Source organism: Arthrobacter sp. L77 (assembly GCF_000816565.1).
In the GTDB taxonomy this organism is placed as follows: domain Bacteria; phylum Actinomycetota; class Actinomycetes; order Actinomycetales; family Micrococcaceae; genus Arthrobacter_D; species Arthrobacter_D antioxidans.
Window position 1 is genome coordinate 1,074,675 of sequence record NZ_JWSU01000004.1, and the last position, 20,096, is coordinate 1,094,770.

Consider the following 20,096-nt stretch of genomic DNA (forward strand, 5'->3'; position numbering starts at 1 on the left):
GGGTCCGGTCCGCTACAGCCCGTACTTCTCGAGCAGCCGCAGCCACACCTCGCTCACGGTGGGGTAAGCGGGCACGGCATGCCACAGGCGGTCGAGGGGCACCTCCCCGACGATCGCGATCGTGGCGGCGTGCAGCATCTCGGACACCTCGGGCCCCGCGAAGGTGACGCCCACGAGCACCTTCCGGTCCTCGTCGACGACCATCTGCGCCCAGCCCTTGTACCCGTCGGAGTGCAGGGCGGACCCGGCGACGGCGATCTCGAGGGACGTCTCGGAGGCGTTGACGCCGTCCTCCCGTGCCTGCTCGAGCGTGCGGCCCACCATGGCGATCTCCGGATCGGTGAACACCACCTGGGGGACGGCGCTCCGGTCCGCCGTCGACGTGTAGGCGCTCCACTCCGCGGCGGTATCACCGAGGGTGCCCCGGGCTCGGGCCGCGATGGCGTCACCGGTGGTGCGCGCCTCGTACTTGCCCTGGTGCGTCAGCTGGACCACGCCGCCCGCATCGCCGACGGCGTACAGCCAGCCGCCGGCGTCGGGTACGCGCCCGGTGGCGTCCCGGGTCAGCGTCGTCGGGTCCAGGCCGATGCTCTCGAGCCCGAGTCCGGCGGTGTGCGGGTGCCGTCCGGTGGAGACGAGGAGCTTCTCCGCCGTGACGGTCCGGCCGTCGCCGACATCGAGCACGAAGCCGCCGTCCTCCTGCCGGACGGCGTTCGTCGTCGTGTCCGTGAGGACGGTGAGTCCTTCGCCGCGCAGGGCGTCGAGGACGAGCCCCGAGGCCTCCTCCGGGTAGTTGCCGAGGATTCCGCTGCGGGCGACGACGGTGACCTCCGCCCCGAGCCGCGCATAGGCCTGAGCGAGTTCGACGCCGGCCACGCCACCGCCGAGGACGGCGAGGCTCGCTGGGATCTCCTTCGCGGAGGTCGCTTCGCGGGTGGTCCAGTAGTCGAGGCCGGCCAGCCCGTCGATGGGCGGGACGGTCGGTGTGGAGCCCGTGGCGAGCACGACGGCGTGGTTCGCGCGGTAGGTGGTCTCGGATCCGTCGTCGTGGCTGATCACGACCTCACGCTCACCGGTGAGTCTCGCCCAGCCGCGTTCCAGGGCGATGCCCGTCGAGGTCACCCATTCCTCCTGCGAGGAGTCGTCCCAGCCGGAGGTGAAGGACGTGCGGCGCTCGAGCACCTGCTGGGCGTCCAGTGGGCCCGTGACCGCTTCCCGCGCGCCTGCCACGCCGCGTGCGGCGTTGAGGACAGTGCCCGGGCGGAGGAGGGCCTTGGACGGCATGCAGGCCCAGTAGGAGCATTCACCCCCGATGAGGTCGGATTCGACCAGCACCGCCGAGAGGCCCCGCTCGACCACCCGCCCCGCCACGTTCTCGCCGACAGCGCCGGCGCCGATCACGATGACATCAATGCTCTGGGGTTCGCTCATAGGCTGAGCCTCCCACCCGCCCCACGGGGGAGCAACCCACATGCAAAAGGCCCCGACCGGAGTCGGGGCCTTTCGTGGTCTGCATCGACCGTGGTGCGCGCGAAGGGATTCGAACCCCCAACCTTCTGATCCGTAGTCAGATGCTCTATCCGTTGAGCTACGCACGCATTTGTAGTCCGTCGATTCGCGATGCGAATGACTCCTACAAACCGGCCGTTTGGCCGTAAATAACTCTAGCGTGGATTGGCTGCGGCGCCTAATCGCCGGGCCGCCCCCGGGTCAGTAGACCGGTCTAGGTGACCTTCATCACAACCGGGCGTAACGTAAGCGCTGGACATCGGCTCTCTGGCGCGGAAAGCCGTCCGCCCGGGCCTGGCGTTCCGGCGAACGGACCCTTGCATGAAATATCCCGCCCCTAGCATCGGTAGACACCAGCCACCCAACGAAGGGAAGAGTAATGGGCGATCCCGTACGACAGCTCACGGTCGACACACCCCCCACTGCGCCGACCACCCACCGGGCCCTGCTCGCGTGGGTCGAGGAGGTACGGCAGCTGACGCAGCCCGCCGACGTCGTCTGGGTGGACGGGTCGGAGGCCGAGAACCGGCGCCTCTCGGACGGGCTGGTCGAGAGCGGGACATTCATCCGGCTCAACCCGGAGACGTTCCCCAACTCCTTCGCGGCGTTCTCGGACCCCCGGGACGTGGCCCGGGTGGAGGAACAGACGTTCATCTGCTCCGCCGACGAGCGGGAAGCGGGCTTCACGAACAACTGGATGGATCCGGCGGAGATGAAGGCGAAGCTCACCGGCCTGTTCACCGGGGCCATGCGCGGCCGCACCATGTACGTCATCCCGTTCGTCATGGGCCACCTCGATGCCGAGGACCCCAAGTTCGGCGTCGAGATCACCGACAGCGCCTACGTGGTCACCTCCATGCGCATCATGGCGACCATCGGAACGCCCGTCCTGGACCGCATGACCGAACTCGATGCCGCGTTCGTGCCGGCGCTCCACTCCCTCGGCGCACCGCTCGCCGAGGGAGAGGCCGACGTCCCGTGGCCCTGCAACGAGGACAAGTGGATCGTCCACTTCCCCGAGGAGCGCTCCATCTGGTCCTACGGCTCCGGCTACGGCGGCAACGCCCTGCTCGGCAAGAAGTGCTACGCGCTGCGGATCGCGTCCGTCATGGCCCGCGACGAGGGGTGGCTGGCCGAGCACATGTTGATCCTCAAGCTCACCTCACCCCAGGACAGGACCTACTACCTCTCCGCGGCGTTCCCCTCGGCGTGCGGCAAGACGAACCTCGCGCTGCTCGATCCCACGATCGACGGCTGGAAGGTCGAGACTCTGGGCGACGACATCACCTGGATGCGCTTCGGGAAGGAGGGTGAGCTGCGGGCCGTCAACCCCGAGGCCGGCCTCTTCGGCGTCGCCCCCGGCACCGGCTGGCACACCAACCCGAACGCGATGCGCGCCATCGCCAAGGGCAACTCGGTCTTCACGAACGTCGCCCTCACCGACGACGGCGGTGTCTGGTGGGAGGGCATGACCGAGGAGGTGCCGGCCCACCTCACGGACTGGCAGGGCCGTGACTGGACACCGGACATGGACCACACCGCAGCGCACCCGAATGCACGGTTCTGCACGCCGATCGACCAGATCGACATGCTCGCCGAGGAGTTCAACCGGCCCGACGGCGTCGAGCTCTCAGCCATCCTCTTCGGTGGACGCCGCAAGACGACGGTCCCCCTCGTCACGCAGTCCCGCAACTGGGCGAACGGCATCTTCATGGGGTCGACGCTGTCGTCGGAGACCACGGCCGCGGCCGCGGGCGAGGTGGGCCGCGTCCGCCGCGACCCCATGGCCATGCTGCCCTTCATCGGCTACGACGCCGGCGACTACCTCCGGCACTGGCTCACCCTCAGCGCCGGCGCGGACCAGGCGCGCCTGCCGAAGATCTTCCTCGTCAACTGGTTCCGCCGCACCGCGTCCGGCGGCTTCGCCTGGCCCGGCTTCGGTGACAACTCGCGGGTGCTGAAGTGGGTCATCGAGCGGCTGGAGGGCACGGCGGACGCCGTCGAGACCCCGATCGGCTTCGTCCCCACGGGGGACGGACTCGATCTGACCGGGTTGGACATGACGCCGGCCGAGGTGGAGGCCGCGGTGCATGTCGACCGCGAGGAATGGGACGTCGAGCTCGCCTCCATCGAGGAGTGGTACGCGAGGTTCGGGGACTCGCTCCCGGACGCGCTGCAGGCCGAACTCGATTCCTTGAAGGAACGCATGTCCGCGCACTGACCACCATCCAAACGACGACGGCGGCCCCGCACCTTCCGCAAGGTACGGGGCCGCCGTCGGTCTCGATCGTGTCCTCAGTTCGCGAGCCAGATGTCCGGGCCGAAGACCTCGTAGTGGATCCTGGTTGCCGGGATGCCGGCGTTGATGGCCTCGTTGCGGATGCTCTTCATGAACGGCAGTGGACCGCACAGGTACAGCGAGGCGTCGGCCGGCAGGGCCACGTCGTGCAACGACATGAAGCCCTTCCTGGCATCCGCCTCGGGCCGTTCGAGCCAGAGCTGGAGCTCGGCGCCCGCGAGCCGCTCGACGTCGTCGGTCATCTGGGAGCGCAGCGCCCAGCTGTCCAGCGTGCTCTCCGCGTGCAGGACGAGCACCCGGCGGTCCGAGCCGGACTCGGCGAGGGAGCGCAGGATCGAGGCCGACGGTGTGCAGCCGATGCCGGCGGAAGCCAGGACCACGGGGGTGTCGCCTTCCTTCAGGGTGATCTCGCCGTAGGGGTTGGAGATCTCGAGGATGTCCCCCACCTGGACGTCGTCGTGCAGGACGGGGGAGACTTCGCCGCCGTCGTCCTTCTTGGTGGTGAAGCTGCGGCTCGTGCCGGCATCGCCGGAGAGCGAGTACTGGCGCACCTGACGGAGACCGTCCGGGAGGGTCACCTTGACGCTGACGTACTGGCCCGCGAGGGCGGGGGTGATGGGGGTGTCGTCGGCCGACTCCAGGGTGAAGGTCAGGGAACCGGTTCCGGCGGGGGTCTTGGCGGCGACCCGCCACGGGCTCCACATGGTGGTGTTGGCCTGTGCGGCATACAGGCCCTTCTCCAGTTTGATCAGCGCATCGGCCATGAGCCAGTAGACCTCGGTCCAGGCTTCGGCGATCTCGGGGGTGATGACGTCGGCGAGGTCGTCGGCGATGGCCGCGAAGAGGTGGTCGTACACCACCTGGTACTGAGGTTCGGTGATACCGAGGGATGTGTGGCGGTGCGCGATGCGGGCGAGCACCGTTTCCGGGAGCGTCCCGGGGTTGTTCACCAGATGGGTGGCGAAGGCGGCGATGCTGCCTGCCAGGGCCTGCTGCTGGTTGCCGTTGCGCTGGTTGGAGCGGCTGAAGAGACCGTCCAGCAGTTCCGGGTGCGCTGTGAGGAGGCTGGCGTAGAACTTGGGGGTGATCTCACCGATCCGGGATCCCACCAGCGGGAGGGTGGCCTCGATGACGGGGAAGGATTTGTCCGAGAGCATGGTGGACTCCTGAGCTAGTGGCCCGGTATCTCGACCGGATCGATGGGAGGAATACTCGTATTTGATATGCAAGTATTTATGACCTAAGTTCTACACGTCGTAGAAAAAGGTTGCAAATCCTGCAGGGGGCCGGCGCCGGAACCGGCTACAGGTCGGGGCGCAGGCCGATGGCCTCGAAGACAGGACTCATCTGCCGGGAGGTGGGCAGCGTGGCAACCACGATGTCGTCGAGCTCGCGGTAGAACGCCTCGCGGGCCCTGCTCAGAGCGGCTCGGAGCCGGCACTCGTTCACCAGCGGGCAGGTGCCCGTGGCGGTGACGCAGTCGGCCGGGTCGGTCCGGGTGTCGAGCGTCCTCAGCAGCCGGCCGACCGTGGCGGCCCGGCCGGCAGTGCTGAGCCGGGCTCCGCCGTTGCGTCCGCGTTCGACGTCGATCATGCCGAGCTCGCGCAGCTTCGCCATCGTCTTGCTGACGTGGTTGTACGGGGTGCCGACGGCGTCGGCGATGCTCTGGGTGGTCAGCAGTTCACCGTCCGCGGCGGCCGCGAGCACCATCATGGCACGCAGGCTGACGTCCGCGAAGGCGTTGATCCTCATGCCGCAGGCTCGGTCTAGTCCACCCAGACGGCGGGCTCGCTGGTGTCGGCCGACAGCTCGCCGAACTCCAGCTCGTTCGTCTCCGGATGGGGGCCATAGGGAAGCACCGCGGCGAACACCGAGTTGTCCTGGTGCTCGGCGGCGACGTGGATCGCGTCGGAGTCCTCGTCCAGCAGGGTGATGTCACAGACGATCGCGGCGGCCCGGAACTCGTCGCGGTGCTGCCGCAAGAGCTCGGTGAGGTCGCTGATCATGCCGTCGGCGTCGATGCCGCCGCCGCTGTCCGCTGCCATATCGGCCGGAGTGATCGCCACCAGGCGCACGTCGCCGTCGTTCTCCACCACGAGGGCGAAGGGCAGGAACGCGCCGTCGCGCTCCAGCGACTCCCGGGCGGACGCCAGCCCGGTACCGAGCAGGTTCTCGAGGTCCGCGGCGCTGGCGGCCGGTACCGACCCGCGCCAGGCGTCCCCGGCCGGATCCGCAGGGGTCTCGGACGATTCGGTCACGCGATCAGCTCCGGATCACAGCCAGCACCCGGTCGCGGATGCGCTCCATGGTCTCCAGGTCCACGGCCTCGGCGTTGAGCCGGAGGTACGGCTCCGTGTTCGAGGGGCGCAGGTTGAACCACCAGTCCCCGTGGTCCGGTGTGAAGGTCAACCCGTCGAGATCGTCGACGACCACGCCGTCCTTCTCGAACTCGGCGCGCGCCCGGGCGATGGCCGCCGGGAGATCCTCGACCTTCGAGTTGACCTCGCCCGAGGAGACGTAGGGCTCGTACTCGCGGCCCAGCTCCGAGAGCGGCCCGTCCTGCTCGCCGAGGGCCGCGAGGACGTGCATCGCAGCGAGCATCCCCGTGTCCGCGTTCCAGAAGTCCCGGAAGTAGTAGTGGGCGGAGTGCTCGCCGCCGAAGACGGCGCCCTCCTTCGCCATGACGGCCTTGATGAAGGAGTGGCCCACGCGCGTGCGGACCGGGCGGCCGCCGTCGTGTCTGATCAGTTCCGGCACCGCGCGCGAGGTGATGAGGTTGTGGATGATCACGGGTTCGGCCTCGCCGGCGGCCTGCGCGCGGGCGATCTCGCGGCGGGCGACCATCGCGGTGATGGCGCTGGGTGAGACGGGCCGGCCGAGCTCGTCGATGATGAAGCAGCGGTCGGCGTCGCCGTCGAACGCGATCCCGATGTCCGCGCCGTGCTCGACGACGGCGGCCTGCAGGTCGCGGAGGTTCTCCGGCTCGAGCGGGTTGGCGGGGTGGTTGGGGAACGAGCCGTCGAGCTCGAAGTAGAGGGGCACGATCTCGAACGGAAGGGCCGGGAGGATCTTGTCGCCGAGGACTGCGGGGGTGGTCAGGCCCGCCATGCCGTTGCCGGCGTCCACCACGATCTTGAGCGGGCGCGACGACGAGAGGTCCACCTGGGCGCGCAGGAACCGCGAGTACTCCTCGAGGACGTCGCGCACGCCGACCGTGCCCTGCACCGTGGCGGCGGGGATCGAGCCGTCGGCGAGGTAGCGTTCGGCGCGCTCCTGCACGTCGTTGAGGCCCGTCTCGGAGGACACGGGGACGGCGCCGGGGCGCGTCATCTTCATCCCGTTGTACTGGGCCGGATTGTGGCTGGCGGTGAACGTCACACCGGCCGCGTTGAGGGTGCCGCTGGCGTAGTAGAGCTCGTCGGTGGAGATGAGGTCGAGGTAGACCACGTTCGCTCCGCGGCGGGTGGCGCCCTCGGCGAACGCCTTCGAGAACTCGGGCGACGACGGCCGCATGTCCCCGCCGACGAGGATGGTCTCGCCGGCCAGCTCCAGCGAGTCGACGAAGGCTGCTCCGACCGCCCGGACGGAGTCGACGGTGATGGTCTCGCCGACGATGCCGCGAACGTCATAGGCCTTGAAGGATGCAGAGAGATCGAAGGTTGTAGTCACGTCTGGAAGTGTATCGGGTGGTGCCGGAGCGACCGTTGTGCACATAGCGGTTGCACCACGGTGAGTGGGGGAGGCGGCTGGGATACTGGGGAGATGTCGCCGACCACCACGCTGAACGAGCAAGCCACCGAAATCCTGACCACCCTCGTCGGGTCGCCGGACGCACGGTTCCACGACGGACAGTTCGAGGCCATCGAGGCCCTCGTGGAGGGCGGTCGGCGCGCGCTGGTGGTCCAGCGCACCGGGTGGGGCAAGTCGGCGGTCTACTTCGTCGCGAGCCTGCTCCTGCGTGCACGCGGCGCGGGCCCCACCCTGATCGTCTCGCCGCTCCTCGCGCTGATGCGGGACCAGGTCGCGGCCGCGGCCCGGGCCGGTGTCCGGGCGGAGGCCATCAATTCGGCCAACCAGACCGAGTGGCAGGACATCACCGCGAAGCTGCAGGCCAACGAGGTGGATGTCCTCCTCGTCTCGCCCGAGCGCCTCAACAACCCGTCCTTCCGCGAGCAGTACCTGCCGGAACTCATGCGGCGGACGGGCCTGCTGGTGATCGACGAGGCCCACTGCATCTCCGACTGGGGGCACGACTTCCGGCCGGACTACCGTCGCCTGCGCGAGCTGATCATGGGACTTCCCGCCGGAGTGCCCGTCCTGGCCACGACGGCGACCGCCAACTCCCGCGTGGTGAAGGACGTCGAGGAGCAGCTGGGCGCCGGCGGCACTGACGTCTTCACCCTGCGCGGGGAGCTGGCCAGGAAGTCCCTGCGGCTCGGGGTCCTGCGGCTGCCGAGCCCGCGGTCGCGTCTGGCCTGGCTCCTCACCCACCTCTCGGACCTGCCGGGGAGCGGCATCATCTACGCCCTCACGGTCTCCGCCGCGGAGGACACCGCCCGTCTCCTGCGGGAGAACGGCCACGCGGTCCGCGCCTACACCGGGCGCACGGATCCGGCCGACCGGGAGGCCGCCGAGGCAGCGCTCAAGAACAACGAGGTGAAGGCCCTGGTGGCCACCAGCGCCCTGGGCATGGGCTTCGACAAGCCCGACCTCGGCTTCGTGGTGCATCTCGGGGCGCCCTCGTCCCCGGTCGCCTACTACCAGCAGGTCGGCCGTGCCGGGCGCGGGACGCCCAACGCCGACGTCCTGCTGCTGCCCGGCGCGGAGGACCGCGACATCTGGGAGTACTTCGCCACCGCCTCGATGCCGTCCCAGGACGCCGCCCTCCGGGTGATCGAGGCCCTCCAGCCCGGTGTCGTCCTGTCCACCCCCGCGCTCGAGACCCGGGTGAACCTGAAGCGCTCGCCGCTGGAGCTGCTGCTCAAGGTGCTCGACGTCGACGGCGCGGTCCGCAAGGTCACCGGTGGCTGGGAGGGCACCGGGGCAACCTGGGAGTACGACGCCGAGCGGTACCGCCGCATCAGCGAGGCGCGCGTCGTGGAACAGAAGGCGATGCTCGACTACGAGAACACCACGGCCTGCCGCATGGAGTTCCTCTCGCGGTCCCTGGACGACCCCGCCGCCACCCCCTGCGGCCGCTGCGACAACTGCGCCAGCCCCTGGTACTCGGACGAGGTGGCCCACGAGGCGTCCGATTCCGCCAACCAGGCCCTCAGCAGGGTCGGGGTGGAGCTCGAGCCCCGCGGCCAGTGGCCCTCCGGCATGGACAAGCTCGGTGTGCCGCTCAAGGGGAAGCTGAAGCCGGGCGAAATCAGTCGGCCGGGCCGCGCCCTCGCCCGCCTCACCGACCTCGGCTGGGGCAACAGGCTCCGCGAACTCCTCGCGGACGGGACACCCGACGCCCCGCTCGATCCTGCGGTCGTCGAAGCGGTCGTCCGTGTGCTGGCCCAGTGGGGTTGGGAGGAGCGGCCCGTGGCCGTGGTCAGCGTGCCGTCCCGGCGGCGTCCCCTGCTCATCGGGTCCCTGGCGCAGGCGCTCGCAGGCGTGGGCCGCATCCCCTATCTCGGGCAGCTGACCACGCCGCACGGTTTCCCGCAGGGGCAGCCCGGCGGCAACAGCGCGTTCCGGCTCGCCTCGGTGTGGGACCACTTCGCCGTCCCGGACGAGGGCGCCGCGTGGTTCGCGGCGAACCCCGGACCGGTGCTGCTCGTCGACGACTTCGCGGACAGCCGGTGGACCATCACGGAGGCCGGACGGGCGCTGCGCGCCGCCGGGGCGTCCGGGGTGCTCCCGTTCGCGCTGGCCCTCAAGGCATAGCGCTGTAGCGCCGGGAGCGCTGCGTACGGGTCGGGACGTTGGACCCTGCCCGGCGCAGGGGAGGACGGTGATGCTGGTGTCCGCCCCTGCCGGTTCCCCATCGCGGCCCGGCCGTCGTCGTGACCCACCTGCATCCGGAGCGTGATCCGTATGAGCTTCCCTCCCCTCGCCGAGGAATCCCTGCCCCGACGCATGAGCGCCCTGTGCCGCACGGTGGCCGCCAGGGCAGCGGCCTTCGTGCGGCGCGCTCGTTCGCGTCTCGGCAGGTCGGCACACGTACCCGACGACGCCCTCTGTGCCCGTCGCGATGCCGACGGCCGAACGCCCGCCCCGGCCGGCCGGCCGGGCATCATCCCGCCTGCCCACCCGGGGCGGGTCCCGCGGCTGCTGACCGCTGCCATCGCCGCCCTGATGGTGGCCTCCAGCCTGCTCGGTCTGACGGTGCGTGGCCTGTACCAGGAGCCGCCGTCGGTGGTGGCGATGGTCCGGGGCCTGGACGCGGTCAACCTCGCCGTGGCCGTGCCGGCGCTGGCGGGCTCGCTGTGGCTGGCCGGCCGGGGATCGCTGCGGGGCCGGATCCTCTGGACCGGGACGTTGGCCTACACCCTGTACACCTACGTGCTGTTCGTGTTCGGGCTGGGATTCACCGCGACCTTCCTGCTCCACGTGGCCGTCCTGGCCATGGCCATCTACGCCCTCGCCCTCGCATTGGGCAGCGCGGACAGGGAGGCGTTCGCCCGGCGGTTCCGGCACCGCGCCCGCGCCCGAGCAGCAGCGATCGTCCTGGGTCTGCTGGGCCTCGGGCTGGGCGGCATCTGGACGTACTACGCGTCCCGGTTCGCCCTGGCCGGAGCCCTCCCGCCGGAAGGCCTGATCGTCCAGCCTGTCTCCGGTCTGCACCTGTCCTACGCCGCGGACCTCGTCCTGATCGTGCCGGCCTACCTGCTCGCAGCGGTGCAGCTGTGGCGGCAGCAACCCTGGGGCTATCTTCTGGGCGGGACCCTCCTGGTGTCCGGCACGCTGCAACAGGTGGGCTACATGGCGCAGCTCGCCTTCCAGTCCCGGGCCCGCATCTCGGGCGCCACAGCCACCGACCCCGACGAACCACCCATCGTGGTGGCCTACCTCGTGGCCCTGGTGCTCCTGCTGGCAGGCTCCCGGACCCCGGCTGCCGTCGGGCCCGGGGACAGGACAGCGCCGGGCCGGCTTCGTCCCCGGCCCGCGACGTAGGGTCCCGGCGTCGCCTATCGTGCAGGAGACGAAAAAGAGCCCCTATTTCTAGGGGCTCTTCCAGCGGAGACGGGGGGATTTGAACCCCCGGTAGGCTTTAGGCCCACACTTCATTAGCAGTGAAGCCCATTCGGCCGCTCTGGCACGTCTCCATCGGCTATCGCTAGCTTCCCAAGGTTACCCAGAAGGGGACGGCAAGAGCAAAACAGGCGTCCCGCCCCGGACGGGCCGGCGCCGGGCGACCGGATGGGCTCCGACCGCGTGCTGCAGCCGATCAGAGGGATCCCGTCAGGGCCCGCCACAGGAACTCGAAGCTCATCGCATGCATCCGCGCGGCCTGCCGGTTGTCCGCAGCACCCGCATGCCCGCCCTCGAGCGCCTCGTGGAACCAGACGTCCCCGGCGCCCAGGTCCTTCATCCGCGCGGCCATCTTGCGGGCCTGGACGGGTCCCACGCGGTCGTCGCTCGTCGCCGTCCAGATCAGGGTCTTCGGGTACGCCACGTCCTTGCGCAGCAGGTGGTACGGAGAGAACGTCCGCACGTACTCCCACTCCTCGGGCTTGTCCGGGTCGCCGTACTCGGCGATCCACGAGTACCCGGCGGAGAGCTTCGTGTACCGGCGCATGTCCAGCAGCGGCACGCCGCAGGAGACGGCGCCGAACAGGTGCGGGTAGGTGGTGAGCATGTTGCCCACGAGCAGCCCGCCGTTGCTCCGCCCGGTGCAGCCCAGCAGTGGCGGCGCCGTGACGCCGCGCCGCACCAGGTCCTCGGCGATCGCCGCGAAGTCCTCGTACGCGCGGTGCCGGTCGGCGTGCAGCGCTGCACGGTGCCACGCCGGGCCGTACTCGCCGCCGCCGCGGATGTTCGCCAGCACGTACACGCCGGCACGGCCGTCGTCGGTGACGCGTTCCAGCCAGCCGCGGCCGATCACGCCGCTGTAGGCGGGCGTCATGGAGTGCTCGAATCCGCCGTACCCGGAGAGCAGGGTGGGGTTGCCGCCGTCGAGCACCAGGTCCTTCGACGCGATCTGGAAGTACGGGACGCGCGTGCCGTCGCTGGAGACCGCGAAGTGCTGCTCGACCGCGAAGCGGTCCTCGGCGAAGTACGACGGCGACGACTTGACGGCGGTGTGGTCCCCGCCGATCGTCCCGCGGTACAGCGTCGAGGGGGTGAGGAAACCGGTGGCGATCAGCCAGTAGTCGTTACCGGCGGCGTCGTCCTCGTCGTCGACGGCGTAGGCGCCCACCGAGTGCAGCGGCGGGCAGGCGTCGCGGAGTTCCGCCGTCCAGCCCTGCGCGGGGTCGAGGATGCGGATCTCGGAGGAGACGTCGCGCAGCAGGTTCAGCAGCAGGTGGTCCCGGGTCCAGCTCCAGGACTGCAGGGACGTCGAGGCGTCCGGCGCGAACACGGTGGCGAAGGAGCGGTCACCGGCGAGGAACGCGTCGAGGCCGATGACGAGCAGCGATCCGGCAGTATGCGTGGTGCCGGCGACGGTCCAGTCGGTGCGGGGCCGCACGATCAGCCACTCGCGGTGCAGGGAGATGCTCGCGTCCTCCGGCACCTCGATCGGCAGCCACGAACCGTCGCGCCGGAGGTAGGTGCGGCGCGTGTAGAAGTCGATCGTGTCGACGGCGACGTCGCGCACGAAGCCGGGCGTGGCGTCGTGCAGGACCATGGCCATCATGTGGTCCCCGTCCACGCCGAAGTACTCCTGGGCGTCGTCCAGGCCGGCGCCGCGCTGCAGGGTGCGGACGGTCCGCGGGTAGGAACTCGACGTCATCGAGCCCGGGCCGAAGTCGGTACCCACATACAGGGTGTCCGGCCCCGCCCACGAGATGCGGCTCTTGGCCGCCGGGATGTCGAACCCACCATCCACGAAGGCCAGGGTCCCGAGGTGGAACTCGCGGTACCGCGCGGCGTCGCCCCCGTCGGGGGAGAGCACCACGAGCACCCGCTCGTGGGGTTCGCCGCTTTCGGGGCGCAGGAAGAGCGCACCGCCCCACACCCATTCCGTGCCCTCGGCGGCACTCAGGGCGTCGACGTCGAGCAGGATCTCCCACTCCGGGGCGTCGGAGGCGTAGCTCTCCCAGCTCGTGCGGCGCCAGATGCCCTGCCGATGCGCGGCGTCGCGCCAGAAGTTGTAGTAGAAATCGCCGTGCTTGCCCACCATGGGGATGCGGTCGGTGGAGTCGAGCACTTCGAGGATCCCGCGCTCGCGGACCCCGAAGTCCGGCGTCACGAGGGCGTCCTCCGTCAGGGCGTTCTCGCCGCGCACCCAGTCCAGCTGCCGCTCCCCGTAGATGTCCTCCAGCCAGAGGAAGGGGTCGTCCGTCATGGCCGGGTCATCCGTATGCAGCGTCATGCGCCCATCCTATGCAGGGACGCGGAAGCCCCACCAAAACCCGGGGGTCCCGCGGACCGGCACGGCGGCCGCGTTGGATACTCTTGACAGGTGGAGAACCAGGACGCACGGCAGGTGGCCGTCATCGGCGGCGGACCCCGCGGCACCTCCGTGGTCGAGCGGCTGATCGCCCGTCATCGGGTGCTCGGAGATTCGGCTCCCGCGCTCATCATCCGCGTCGTCGAACCGCACGACCCCGGGCCGGGCCACGTCTGGCGGCCGGACCAGTCGCGGCTCTTCCTGATGAACACGCCCTGCCTGTACCCGACGGTGGTGCCGGTCGGCGCCCCGGCCGCGAGCATCGCCCCGGCACCCGTGGGGCTGTCCTTCGACGCATGGAGGGACCGTGTCGTCGCGGGCCTCGTCCCCGGGCTCGACGACGACGACGCGGCGGAATGCGCGGGACTCGCCTCACGGGACTTCCCGAGCAGGGCGCTCTACGGCCGGTACCTCGCCTGGGTGTTCGCCGAGGTGGTGCAGGCGGCGCCGTCGAGCGTCACCGTGGTCCACCACCGCAACGAGGCGGTGAGCCTCGACCGCAACGAGCCGGACGGACGCGGAGACGGTTCCGTCCCGCAGGGCGGCCGGGAGTGGCGGATCATGCTCGACGACGGCTCCCGGGTCGACGCCGACGACGTCGTCCTGGCCCTCGGCCATCTCGCGGCGACGCTCACCCCGGAGCAGGGCAGGCTCCAGGACGCCGCAGCGCGGCACGGCCTGCAGTACTGGCCGCCCGCCGTCCCGGCCGATGTCTCCTGGCACCGTCTTCCCGCAGGGAAGACGGTCCTGGTCCGGGGGCTCGGGCTCAACTTCTTCGACGCCATGATCCAGCTGACGGAGGGTCGCGGCGGCCGGTTCTCCAGCGGGGACGACGGGCGGCTCGCCTATACGCCGTCCGGGAAGGAGCCCCGCCTGGTGGCCGCATCCCGGCGCGGCGTCCCCTACCGGGCCAAGGCGGACCTCGACTCCTATTTCCCGCGCAGCGTCGTCCTGCGCTACTGCACCCCCGAGCGAGCCCTCGCGTTCCGGGCGTCCGGCGTCCAGCCCGGCTTCGACCACGACCTCTGGCCCCTGCTGCACCGCGATGTCCTGTGGGCCTACTATTCGACCCTCGGCCGCACCGCCCCCGCAGGGCTCCTCACACCGACCGCGGCGTTCCTCACCGCACTCGACGCTGCGCTCGCGACGGTGGGACCGGACTGGGAGGCCGCCGCCGGAGGGGTCATCGCTCGCTCCGTGCCCGCGGACCTGCGGCTCGACGTCGAAGCCCAGGCCCACCCCTTCGCCGGGCGCCGGTTCGAGGACGGGGACGCCTTCACCGCGGCCGTGCTCGCCTATCTCGACGCGGATGCCGCGGGGTCGGCGAGGGGCGAGGACGACCCGCTCAAGATGGCGATCGGCGCCCTGAACGCCGGGCGCGCGGTGATCAAGCAGGCCGTGGCGGACGGAGGGATCTCCGCCTCGTCGTGGAATGCCGAACTGCGCGGATGGTTCGAGCCACTGGTCGAGGGCCTGGCGAGCGGCCCGCCCCCGCTGCGCATCGCACAGCTCGCGGCGCTCGTCCGGGCCGGGATCGTCCGCTTCGTCGGGCCCAATCCCGGATTCGGCTTCGACCCCGAAGCCGGTCTGTTCCGCGCGGCCTCGCCGTGGGTCCCGGGGGACTCGTTCACCGCGCGCTATCTCGTCGAGGCGATGATGCCGGCGAACCGGGTGTCCACGAGCCTCTCCCCGCTGATGCGCCAGCTGCTGCAGCAGGGGATCGTCCGGCCGGCGACGTCCATGGGGGAGGACGGCATCCCCGTCACCTCCGACGGGCTGGATGTCACTGCGCCCCCGTACCGGGCCGTCGACCGGTCCGGCCGGGAGCAGGGATCCCTCTTCGTCATCGGTCTCCAGCTCACCTCCGTGCAGTGGGGCACGGCCATCGCCGCGCAGGCCGGCGTGGCACTGGCAGCAGGCAGCAGGACCCTCCTCGACGCCGACACCATCGCGGGCGCGGTCCTGGAGCGGGCGGCGGGGCGGACGCCGGGCGAGCTGGCGGACGAGCTGGCGGCCGGGGCCGTAGGCTCCGGCTACTGACGGGTGGCCCGAGCTGCAGGAACCCCCGGGTAATGACAGGAGGGACCCCCACCGGATGGTGGAGGTCCCTCCTGTGGTTGGCCCCGGGGAGCCGTCAGGCGCCCAGGGGCCGACTACCTAGCGGTTGATGCAGCGGTAGTAGTTGATGACATTGACCGCGTAGCGGATCCACCCACCGATGTCCCAGGCCTTCACCGGAGGTTTCGGCTTGGTGCAGGTGGGCTTCGGCGGCTGCGGGGTCGCTGCGGCTTCGACCGTGACCGGCAGGGTCACCGTCGTCGCGCTCGGTGCGGCCGTCAGGACGATCCGCCCCTGGCCGCCGGCCGTCGCGGGAACCGTCAGGTTCACCGTGGCGCTGCCGCCCGTGACCGGGACGCTGCCCAGCGCGGTGGTCGTGCCGTTCGCCGCTACGAAGCTGGCGGCGAGCGTGGTGTTGGTCGGGCTGCCCAGTGAGGTGAGATCCAGCTTCGACACCGTGAAGGAGACGGCGGTGCCGGCCTTCACCGTGGTCGGGGCGCCCTGCACCTGCACGCTGCGGCGGTCGAACGACGGCGACAGCGGGCTGTTGGCGCGCACGTAGTCGATCCACGCGTCGCGGTCCACGAGTCCCGACTCGCGGGTGTCGGTGCCCTCACGGAAGACCGTGAAGTTGTCGCCGCCCTGCGCCAGGAAGCTGAACGTGCCGATCCGGTAGTCCTTGGCGGGATCGAGCGGTGCTCCGTCGATCGTGACCGAGGTGATCCGCGAACCCCGCGCGAGGGCCGGGTCGTAGGTGACGCTCACGTTGTCCGACAGGCCGAGGGCCAGGAAGGACCGCGAGTTGCCGTCCGGCTGCCACTGCTGCTCGAGCATCGCCTTGAACTGCGCACCGGTCAGGGTGGTGGTCCAGAGGTCGTTGACGAACGGCAGCACCGCATTCGCCTCGGCGAACGTCACGACGCCGTCGGGTGCGTAGTAGAGCTCGTTGCGGAGCCCGCCCGGGTTGACGACGCCGATCTGCGCACCGCCGCGCTCGGCCGGTGCGAGGCTGGCCCGCAGCGAGTCGGCGACGAGGTTGCCGAGGGTGGACTCGCTGGCGCGGTCGTCACGGGTTGCACCCGTGAACGCCGTGGTGATGTCCCCGGTGACCGCGCCGACCGGCTGGTCGCCGATGACCTTCGCCTGCGCGAGGGCGGCGTCGACGATGGTCTTCACGGCGGCGACGCGCGGGTAGGCGGCCACGAGGGCTGCATCCGTCTCGGTGGAGCGTGCGACGTTGCGGGCCGTGTAGGACTCGACGTCGTTCGTCGCGGTGTCGACGGTCAGCGTGATCTGGCCGACGAACTCGCCGTAGGACCCGGTCTGGAGGATGGGCCGGGTCTCGCCTGCGGCGCCGGGGACGGGGGCGTCCCACGCGTACTGCTTGTGCGTGTGGCCGGTGAAGATGGCGTCCACGAGGGGCGTCGTCTCCGTGACGATCTCGGCGAACATTCCGCCGGCCGCTACTTCCTGCTCGAGGGTGGCACCCTCGACGGCGCCGTCTCCGGCGCCCTCGTGGTACTCGGCGACGATGACGTCGGCGAGGTCCTGGTCCTCGATCTCTTGTGCCACGCGGTTGACGGCCTCGACGGGATCACCGAAGTCGACGGAGGCGATGCCGCCGGGGCTGACGAGTGACGCGGTCTCCTCGGTCACGACACCGATCACTGCGACGTCGACGCCGTCGACCGTGATGATCGAGTACTCGTCGAGGGCGGGCTCGGTGGTGCCCTTGGTGTAGACGTTCGCGCCCACGTACGGGAAGTCCGCGGCGCCGGAGACACGGCCTGTGAGGTCGTCGAAGCCCTTGTCGAACTCGTGGTTGCCCACGGCGGATGCGCGGAGTTCCAGGGTGTTCAGGACGTCGATGGTCGGCTGGTCGTCCTGCAGCGCCGAGGCGAACAGGGACGCCCCGATGTTGTCGCCGGCCGAGAGGAAGGCCGTCTTGTCCTCGCCGAACTCGGCGCGGAGCTTCTCGACGGTCCCGGCGAAGCGCACCGTGTTCGAGTCGATGCGGCCGTGGAAGTCGTTGATGTTCAGGAGGTTGAGTTCCGCGGTGGTATCGGCAGCCGGTGCGAGGTCCAGGCCCACGATCACGGGGTCGTGGTCGCTGGCGCGGTACGGGTCCGCCCGGTAGTAGTCGGTGACGTTGTTGTTGTACCGGCTGTACTCGAGGGCCACCGACTCCACGGAGTTGATGTTCCAGGTGTCCACCCCGGACACCGTGGCGTCCGCCGTCGGCGACGCCAGGATGTGGTCGAGGGAGCCGCTCAGGCCCGAGAAGACGTAGGAGAAGGTGTTGTCCTTCTCACCCTGGTTGACGTACCCGGCCTCGTAGAGGACCTGCATGGGGTCCTCCTGCGTGTAGGAGTTGAAGTCGCCGGTCAGGAAGACCTTGTCCGTCTTCGCCGCCGTCTTCATGGAATCGGCGAACGCGACGAGGGCGCGGGCCTGGTTCACGCGTGCGGCGTTCCAGGCACCCTGGCCGTCACCGGTATCGGCGTCGGGTCCGGAGCTCGGGCCGGATCCCTTGGACTTGAAGTGGTTGACGATGGCGAGGAAGGTCTCGTCCTCGGTTCCGCCGACGGGCTTGAAGGCCTGCGCCAGCGGCTTGCGCGCATTGGTGAACACCACGTTGTCATCGAGGATGACGGACTCGCCCACGGGTTCGGCGGTGGCCTTCTTGTAGATCAGGGCCGTGCGGATGACGTCCTCGTTCTCCAGCGCCGGCAGGGCCGCGGGGGAGCGGACGTAGTCCCAGGTGCCGGGAGCCTTCTCGTTGAGCGCGTCCACGAGGGTCTTGAGGGCGAAGTCACGATCCTTGCCGAACTTCGCCGAGTTCTCGATCTCCATGAGGGTGACGACATCGGCGTCGAGGGCGTTGATCGCCGAGACGATCTTCGCCTCCTGGCGCTCGAAGCTCTCCTGGTTCGCGGCGCCGCGGGCATCGCATCCGCCCCGCACCGTGGTGGGGTTCCCGGCGCGGTCCGTGTTGTAGGTGCAGCCCGTGAGCTGCTCGCCGGTGGTCGCGAAGTAGTTCAGCACGTTGAACGAGGCGATCTTGACGTTCCCGCCGACCTCCTCGGGGGCGGCGGGGCGCTCGCCCGTGAACTGCACGGGCTGGACGCCGTCCGGGCCGGCGCCGTCGAGCTGGGCCAGCGGCTGGAACTTCCACGCGCTGTTGCGGTAGTCGAGGACCACCGGCGAGGTGAACTGCGCGCTGTAGCCGACGCGGACGGGCTGCGACGGTGTGAGGTACGGCAGCACCGTGCCGCGGTTGACCTGGGTGAAGAAGTTCGTCGACGCGCCGTCGTCGAGCCTGATGCTCCGGGCGGCGTTGTCGGCGATGACGGCGGCGTTCTCGGGCGTGCCCGGGCGGGCGACGTCGGTCGGCTGGCGGAGGCGCTCGGTCCCGGCCGCGAGGGTGACCTCGCCGTACTGGTTCAGGGCGTAGTTGTCGGCCACGGTGAAGGCCTCGGAGGGCTGGAAGAGCATGCCCTCCGCTGCTTCACGTGCGGCACCCGTGGCCGGGAGCGCAATGGCGGAGGCCTTCGCTTCCTCGGCGGGTTCGGTGAGCTTGACCGTGCCACCTGCGGCGACGGTGAGCTGCGTCAGGTCGAAGAACTCGCCGGCGATGCCGGTGACCTCCACGTAGTCGCCCACGGCGACGGAGCCGACGGTTGCGGGGGAGTAGACGAAGACGGCGTCGGAGGCGGTCTGGTCGGCGGCTGCCGAGCTGCCGGCGGTCTGCAGGTAGAAGCCCGCGAAGCCGCCCGTCGGGTAGGCCGCGGTGACCTTGCCGCGCGTGGTGACGGTCTGTCCGGCCAGGGGCGTCGCGGAGCCCGTGCCCTGGATGTCACGGATGGGGGTGACGACGCCCGGGACCGGGGGATCGGTGGGCGTCGGGGTCGGGGTCGGGGTCGGGGTCGGTGTGGGGGTGGGCGTGCCGGTGGTGCCGGTCGCGTTCATCGGCGTGGTGTCCTGCAGCGTGAAGTCGGCGCCGTTGTCGTCCGTGTCGGCGAACGCCGTGCGGTTCGTGGACTTCGGGCTGCCCGCACCCGGTGTCGCGGCGGCGGTGCCCTCGAAGGCGTTCGCACTGCCGTAGCCGAGGAGGTCCACCACCCCGGGGGTGCCGGCGGCGTTGCCGACCGGCAGGACCCCGACACTGGAGGCCTGGTTCGCCAGGACGATCACACCACCCGCAGCGCCGGGGTTGAATCCGCTGGTGAGGTCAGGGGTGGGCAGCACGGCACCGGCTGTGCCGTTGCTGCCGCCCTGCACCAGGAAGTAGCCCTTGGCGGGGATGGTGCCGCGGAGCGCGGTGGCACCCGGTGTGGCGGCGGAGCCCGGTGCGCGGTACTGCAGCGACCAGCCGTCGAGGCTCACCGGCGCATCGGTCGGGTTGTAGAGCTCCACGTACTTGTTGGTGAAGGGCGTTCCCGTGGAACCGCCCGTGAGGTATGCCTCGTTGATGACGACGCCGTCTCCTGTGACGGACGCCGTCCCGGGGGCTGTCTCGACCGCGTTGGCCGGCAGTGCGATCATCGGTGAGGCCATGAGCCCTACCGACAGCGCCGCACAGAGCGCTCCCTTCCATGACGAATTAGCCATTCGTTCTTTCTTCTCCTTGACGATGGCCGCGACTGCGACCGCGAGTGAAGCCCGCCGACCCTGGTGAGTGGA

At 70.3% G+C, this 20,096-nt stretch carries 11 protein-coding genes and 2 tRNA genes; 4 read left to right on the plus strand and 9 right to left on the minus strand.

Annotation, left to right across the window (positions count from 1 at the left end; genetic code table 11):
• Positions 1-12 precede the first annotated feature (12 nt).
• On the minus strand, positions 13-1,431 hold the full coding sequence (locus tag RY94_RS07680) for a dihydrolipoyl dehydrogenase family protein (RefSeq protein WP_043443221.1): 1,419 nt from the start codon (positions 1,429-1,431) through the stop codon (positions 13-15).
• Between the two features lie 91 nt (positions 1,432-1,522).
• Positions 1,523-1,598: transfer RNA gene (locus RY94_RS07685), tRNA-Arg, on the minus strand.
• A 290-nt stretch (positions 1,599-1,888) separates the two neighbouring features.
• Here RY94_RS07685 and RY94_RS07690 point away from each other — a divergent pair.
• Positions 1,889-3,730 (plus strand): phosphoenolpyruvate carboxykinase (GTP), encoded by a 1,842-nt coding sequence (locus RY94_RS07690; protein WP_043443223.1) that lies wholly within the window; start codon positions 1,889-1,891, stop codon positions 3,728-3,730.
• 74 nt (positions 3,731-3,804) lie between these two features.
• On the opposite strand, the gene RY94_RS07695 is transcribed toward RY94_RS07690, so the two are convergent.
• The 4 genes from RY94_RS07695 to RY94_RS07710 all read right to left on the minus strand — a co-directional run bounded on the left by RY94_RS07695 (position 3,805) and on the right by RY94_RS07710 (position 7,522).
• Positions 3,805-4,965, minus strand: a complete 1,161-nt coding sequence (locus tag RY94_RS07695) for a globin domain-containing protein (protein WP_043443225.1) — start codon at positions 4,963-4,965, stop codon at positions 3,805-3,807.
• A gap of 145 nt (positions 4,966-5,110) precedes the next feature.
• Positions 5,111-5,560, minus strand: a complete 450-nt coding sequence (locus RY94_RS07700; RefSeq protein ID WP_043443227.1) for an RrF2 family transcriptional regulator — start codon at positions 5,558-5,560, stop codon at positions 5,111-5,113.
• Positions 5,561-5,574: 14 nt separating this feature from the next.
• Positions 5,575-6,066 (minus strand): hypothetical protein, encoded by a 492-nt coding sequence (locus tag RY94_RS07705; protein WP_043443229.1) that lies wholly within the window; start codon positions 6,064-6,066, stop codon positions 5,575-5,577.
• 4 nt (positions 6,067-6,070) lie between these two features.
• Positions 6,071-7,522, minus strand: coding sequence for a phosphomannomutase/phosphoglucomutase (locus tag RY94_RS07710; RefSeq protein ID WP_052274075.1), 1,452 nt, complete (start codon positions 7,520-7,522; stop codon positions 6,071-6,073).
• Positions 7,523-7,570: 48 nt separating this feature from the next.
• Between RY94_RS07710 and RY94_RS07715 the strand changes: the two genes are divergently transcribed.
• Both RY94_RS07715 and RY94_RS07720 read left to right on the plus strand, forming a co-directional pair.
• On the plus strand, positions 7,571-9,685 hold the full coding sequence (locus tag RY94_RS07715; RefSeq protein ID WP_043443233.1) for a RecQ family ATP-dependent DNA helicase: 2,115 nt from the start codon (positions 7,571-7,573) through the stop codon (positions 9,683-9,685).
• Positions 9,686-9,835: 150 nt separating this feature from the next.
• Positions 9,836-10,915, plus strand: coding sequence for a hypothetical protein (locus tag RY94_RS07720; protein WP_043443235.1), 1,080 nt, complete (start codon positions 9,836-9,838; stop codon positions 10,913-10,915).
• 64 nt (positions 10,916-10,979) lie between these two features.
• On the opposite strand, the gene RY94_RS07725 is transcribed toward RY94_RS07720, so the two are convergent.
• A tRNA-Ser gene (locus RY94_RS07725) sits at positions 10,980-11,067 on the minus strand.
• Positions 11,068-11,189: 122 nt separating this feature from the next.
• Positions 11,190-13,277 carry a prolyl oligopeptidase family serine peptidase gene (locus tag RY94_RS07730; protein WP_043443237.1) on the minus strand — a complete coding sequence of 696 codons (2,088 nt, stop codon included), beginning with the start codon at positions 13,275-13,277 and terminating at the stop codon, positions 11,190-11,192.
• 90 nt (positions 13,278-13,367) lie between these two features.
• Here RY94_RS07730 and RY94_RS07735 point away from each other — a divergent pair, with 90 nt between their 5' ends.
• Positions 13,368-15,395 (plus strand): FAD/NAD(P)-binding protein, encoded by a 2,028-nt coding sequence (locus tag RY94_RS07735; RefSeq protein ID WP_052274076.1) that lies wholly within the window; start codon positions 13,368-13,370, stop codon positions 15,393-15,395.
• 117 nt (positions 15,396-15,512) lie between these two features.
• On the opposite strand, the gene RY94_RS07740 is transcribed toward RY94_RS07735, so the two are convergent.
• Positions 15,513-20,024: an ExeM/NucH family extracellular endonuclease gene (locus RY94_RS07740; protein ID WP_052274077.1), complete on the minus strand. Its 4,512-nt coding sequence runs from the start codon at positions 20,022-20,024 to the stop codon at positions 15,513-15,515.
• Positions 20,025-20,096: the final 72 nt, after the last annotated feature.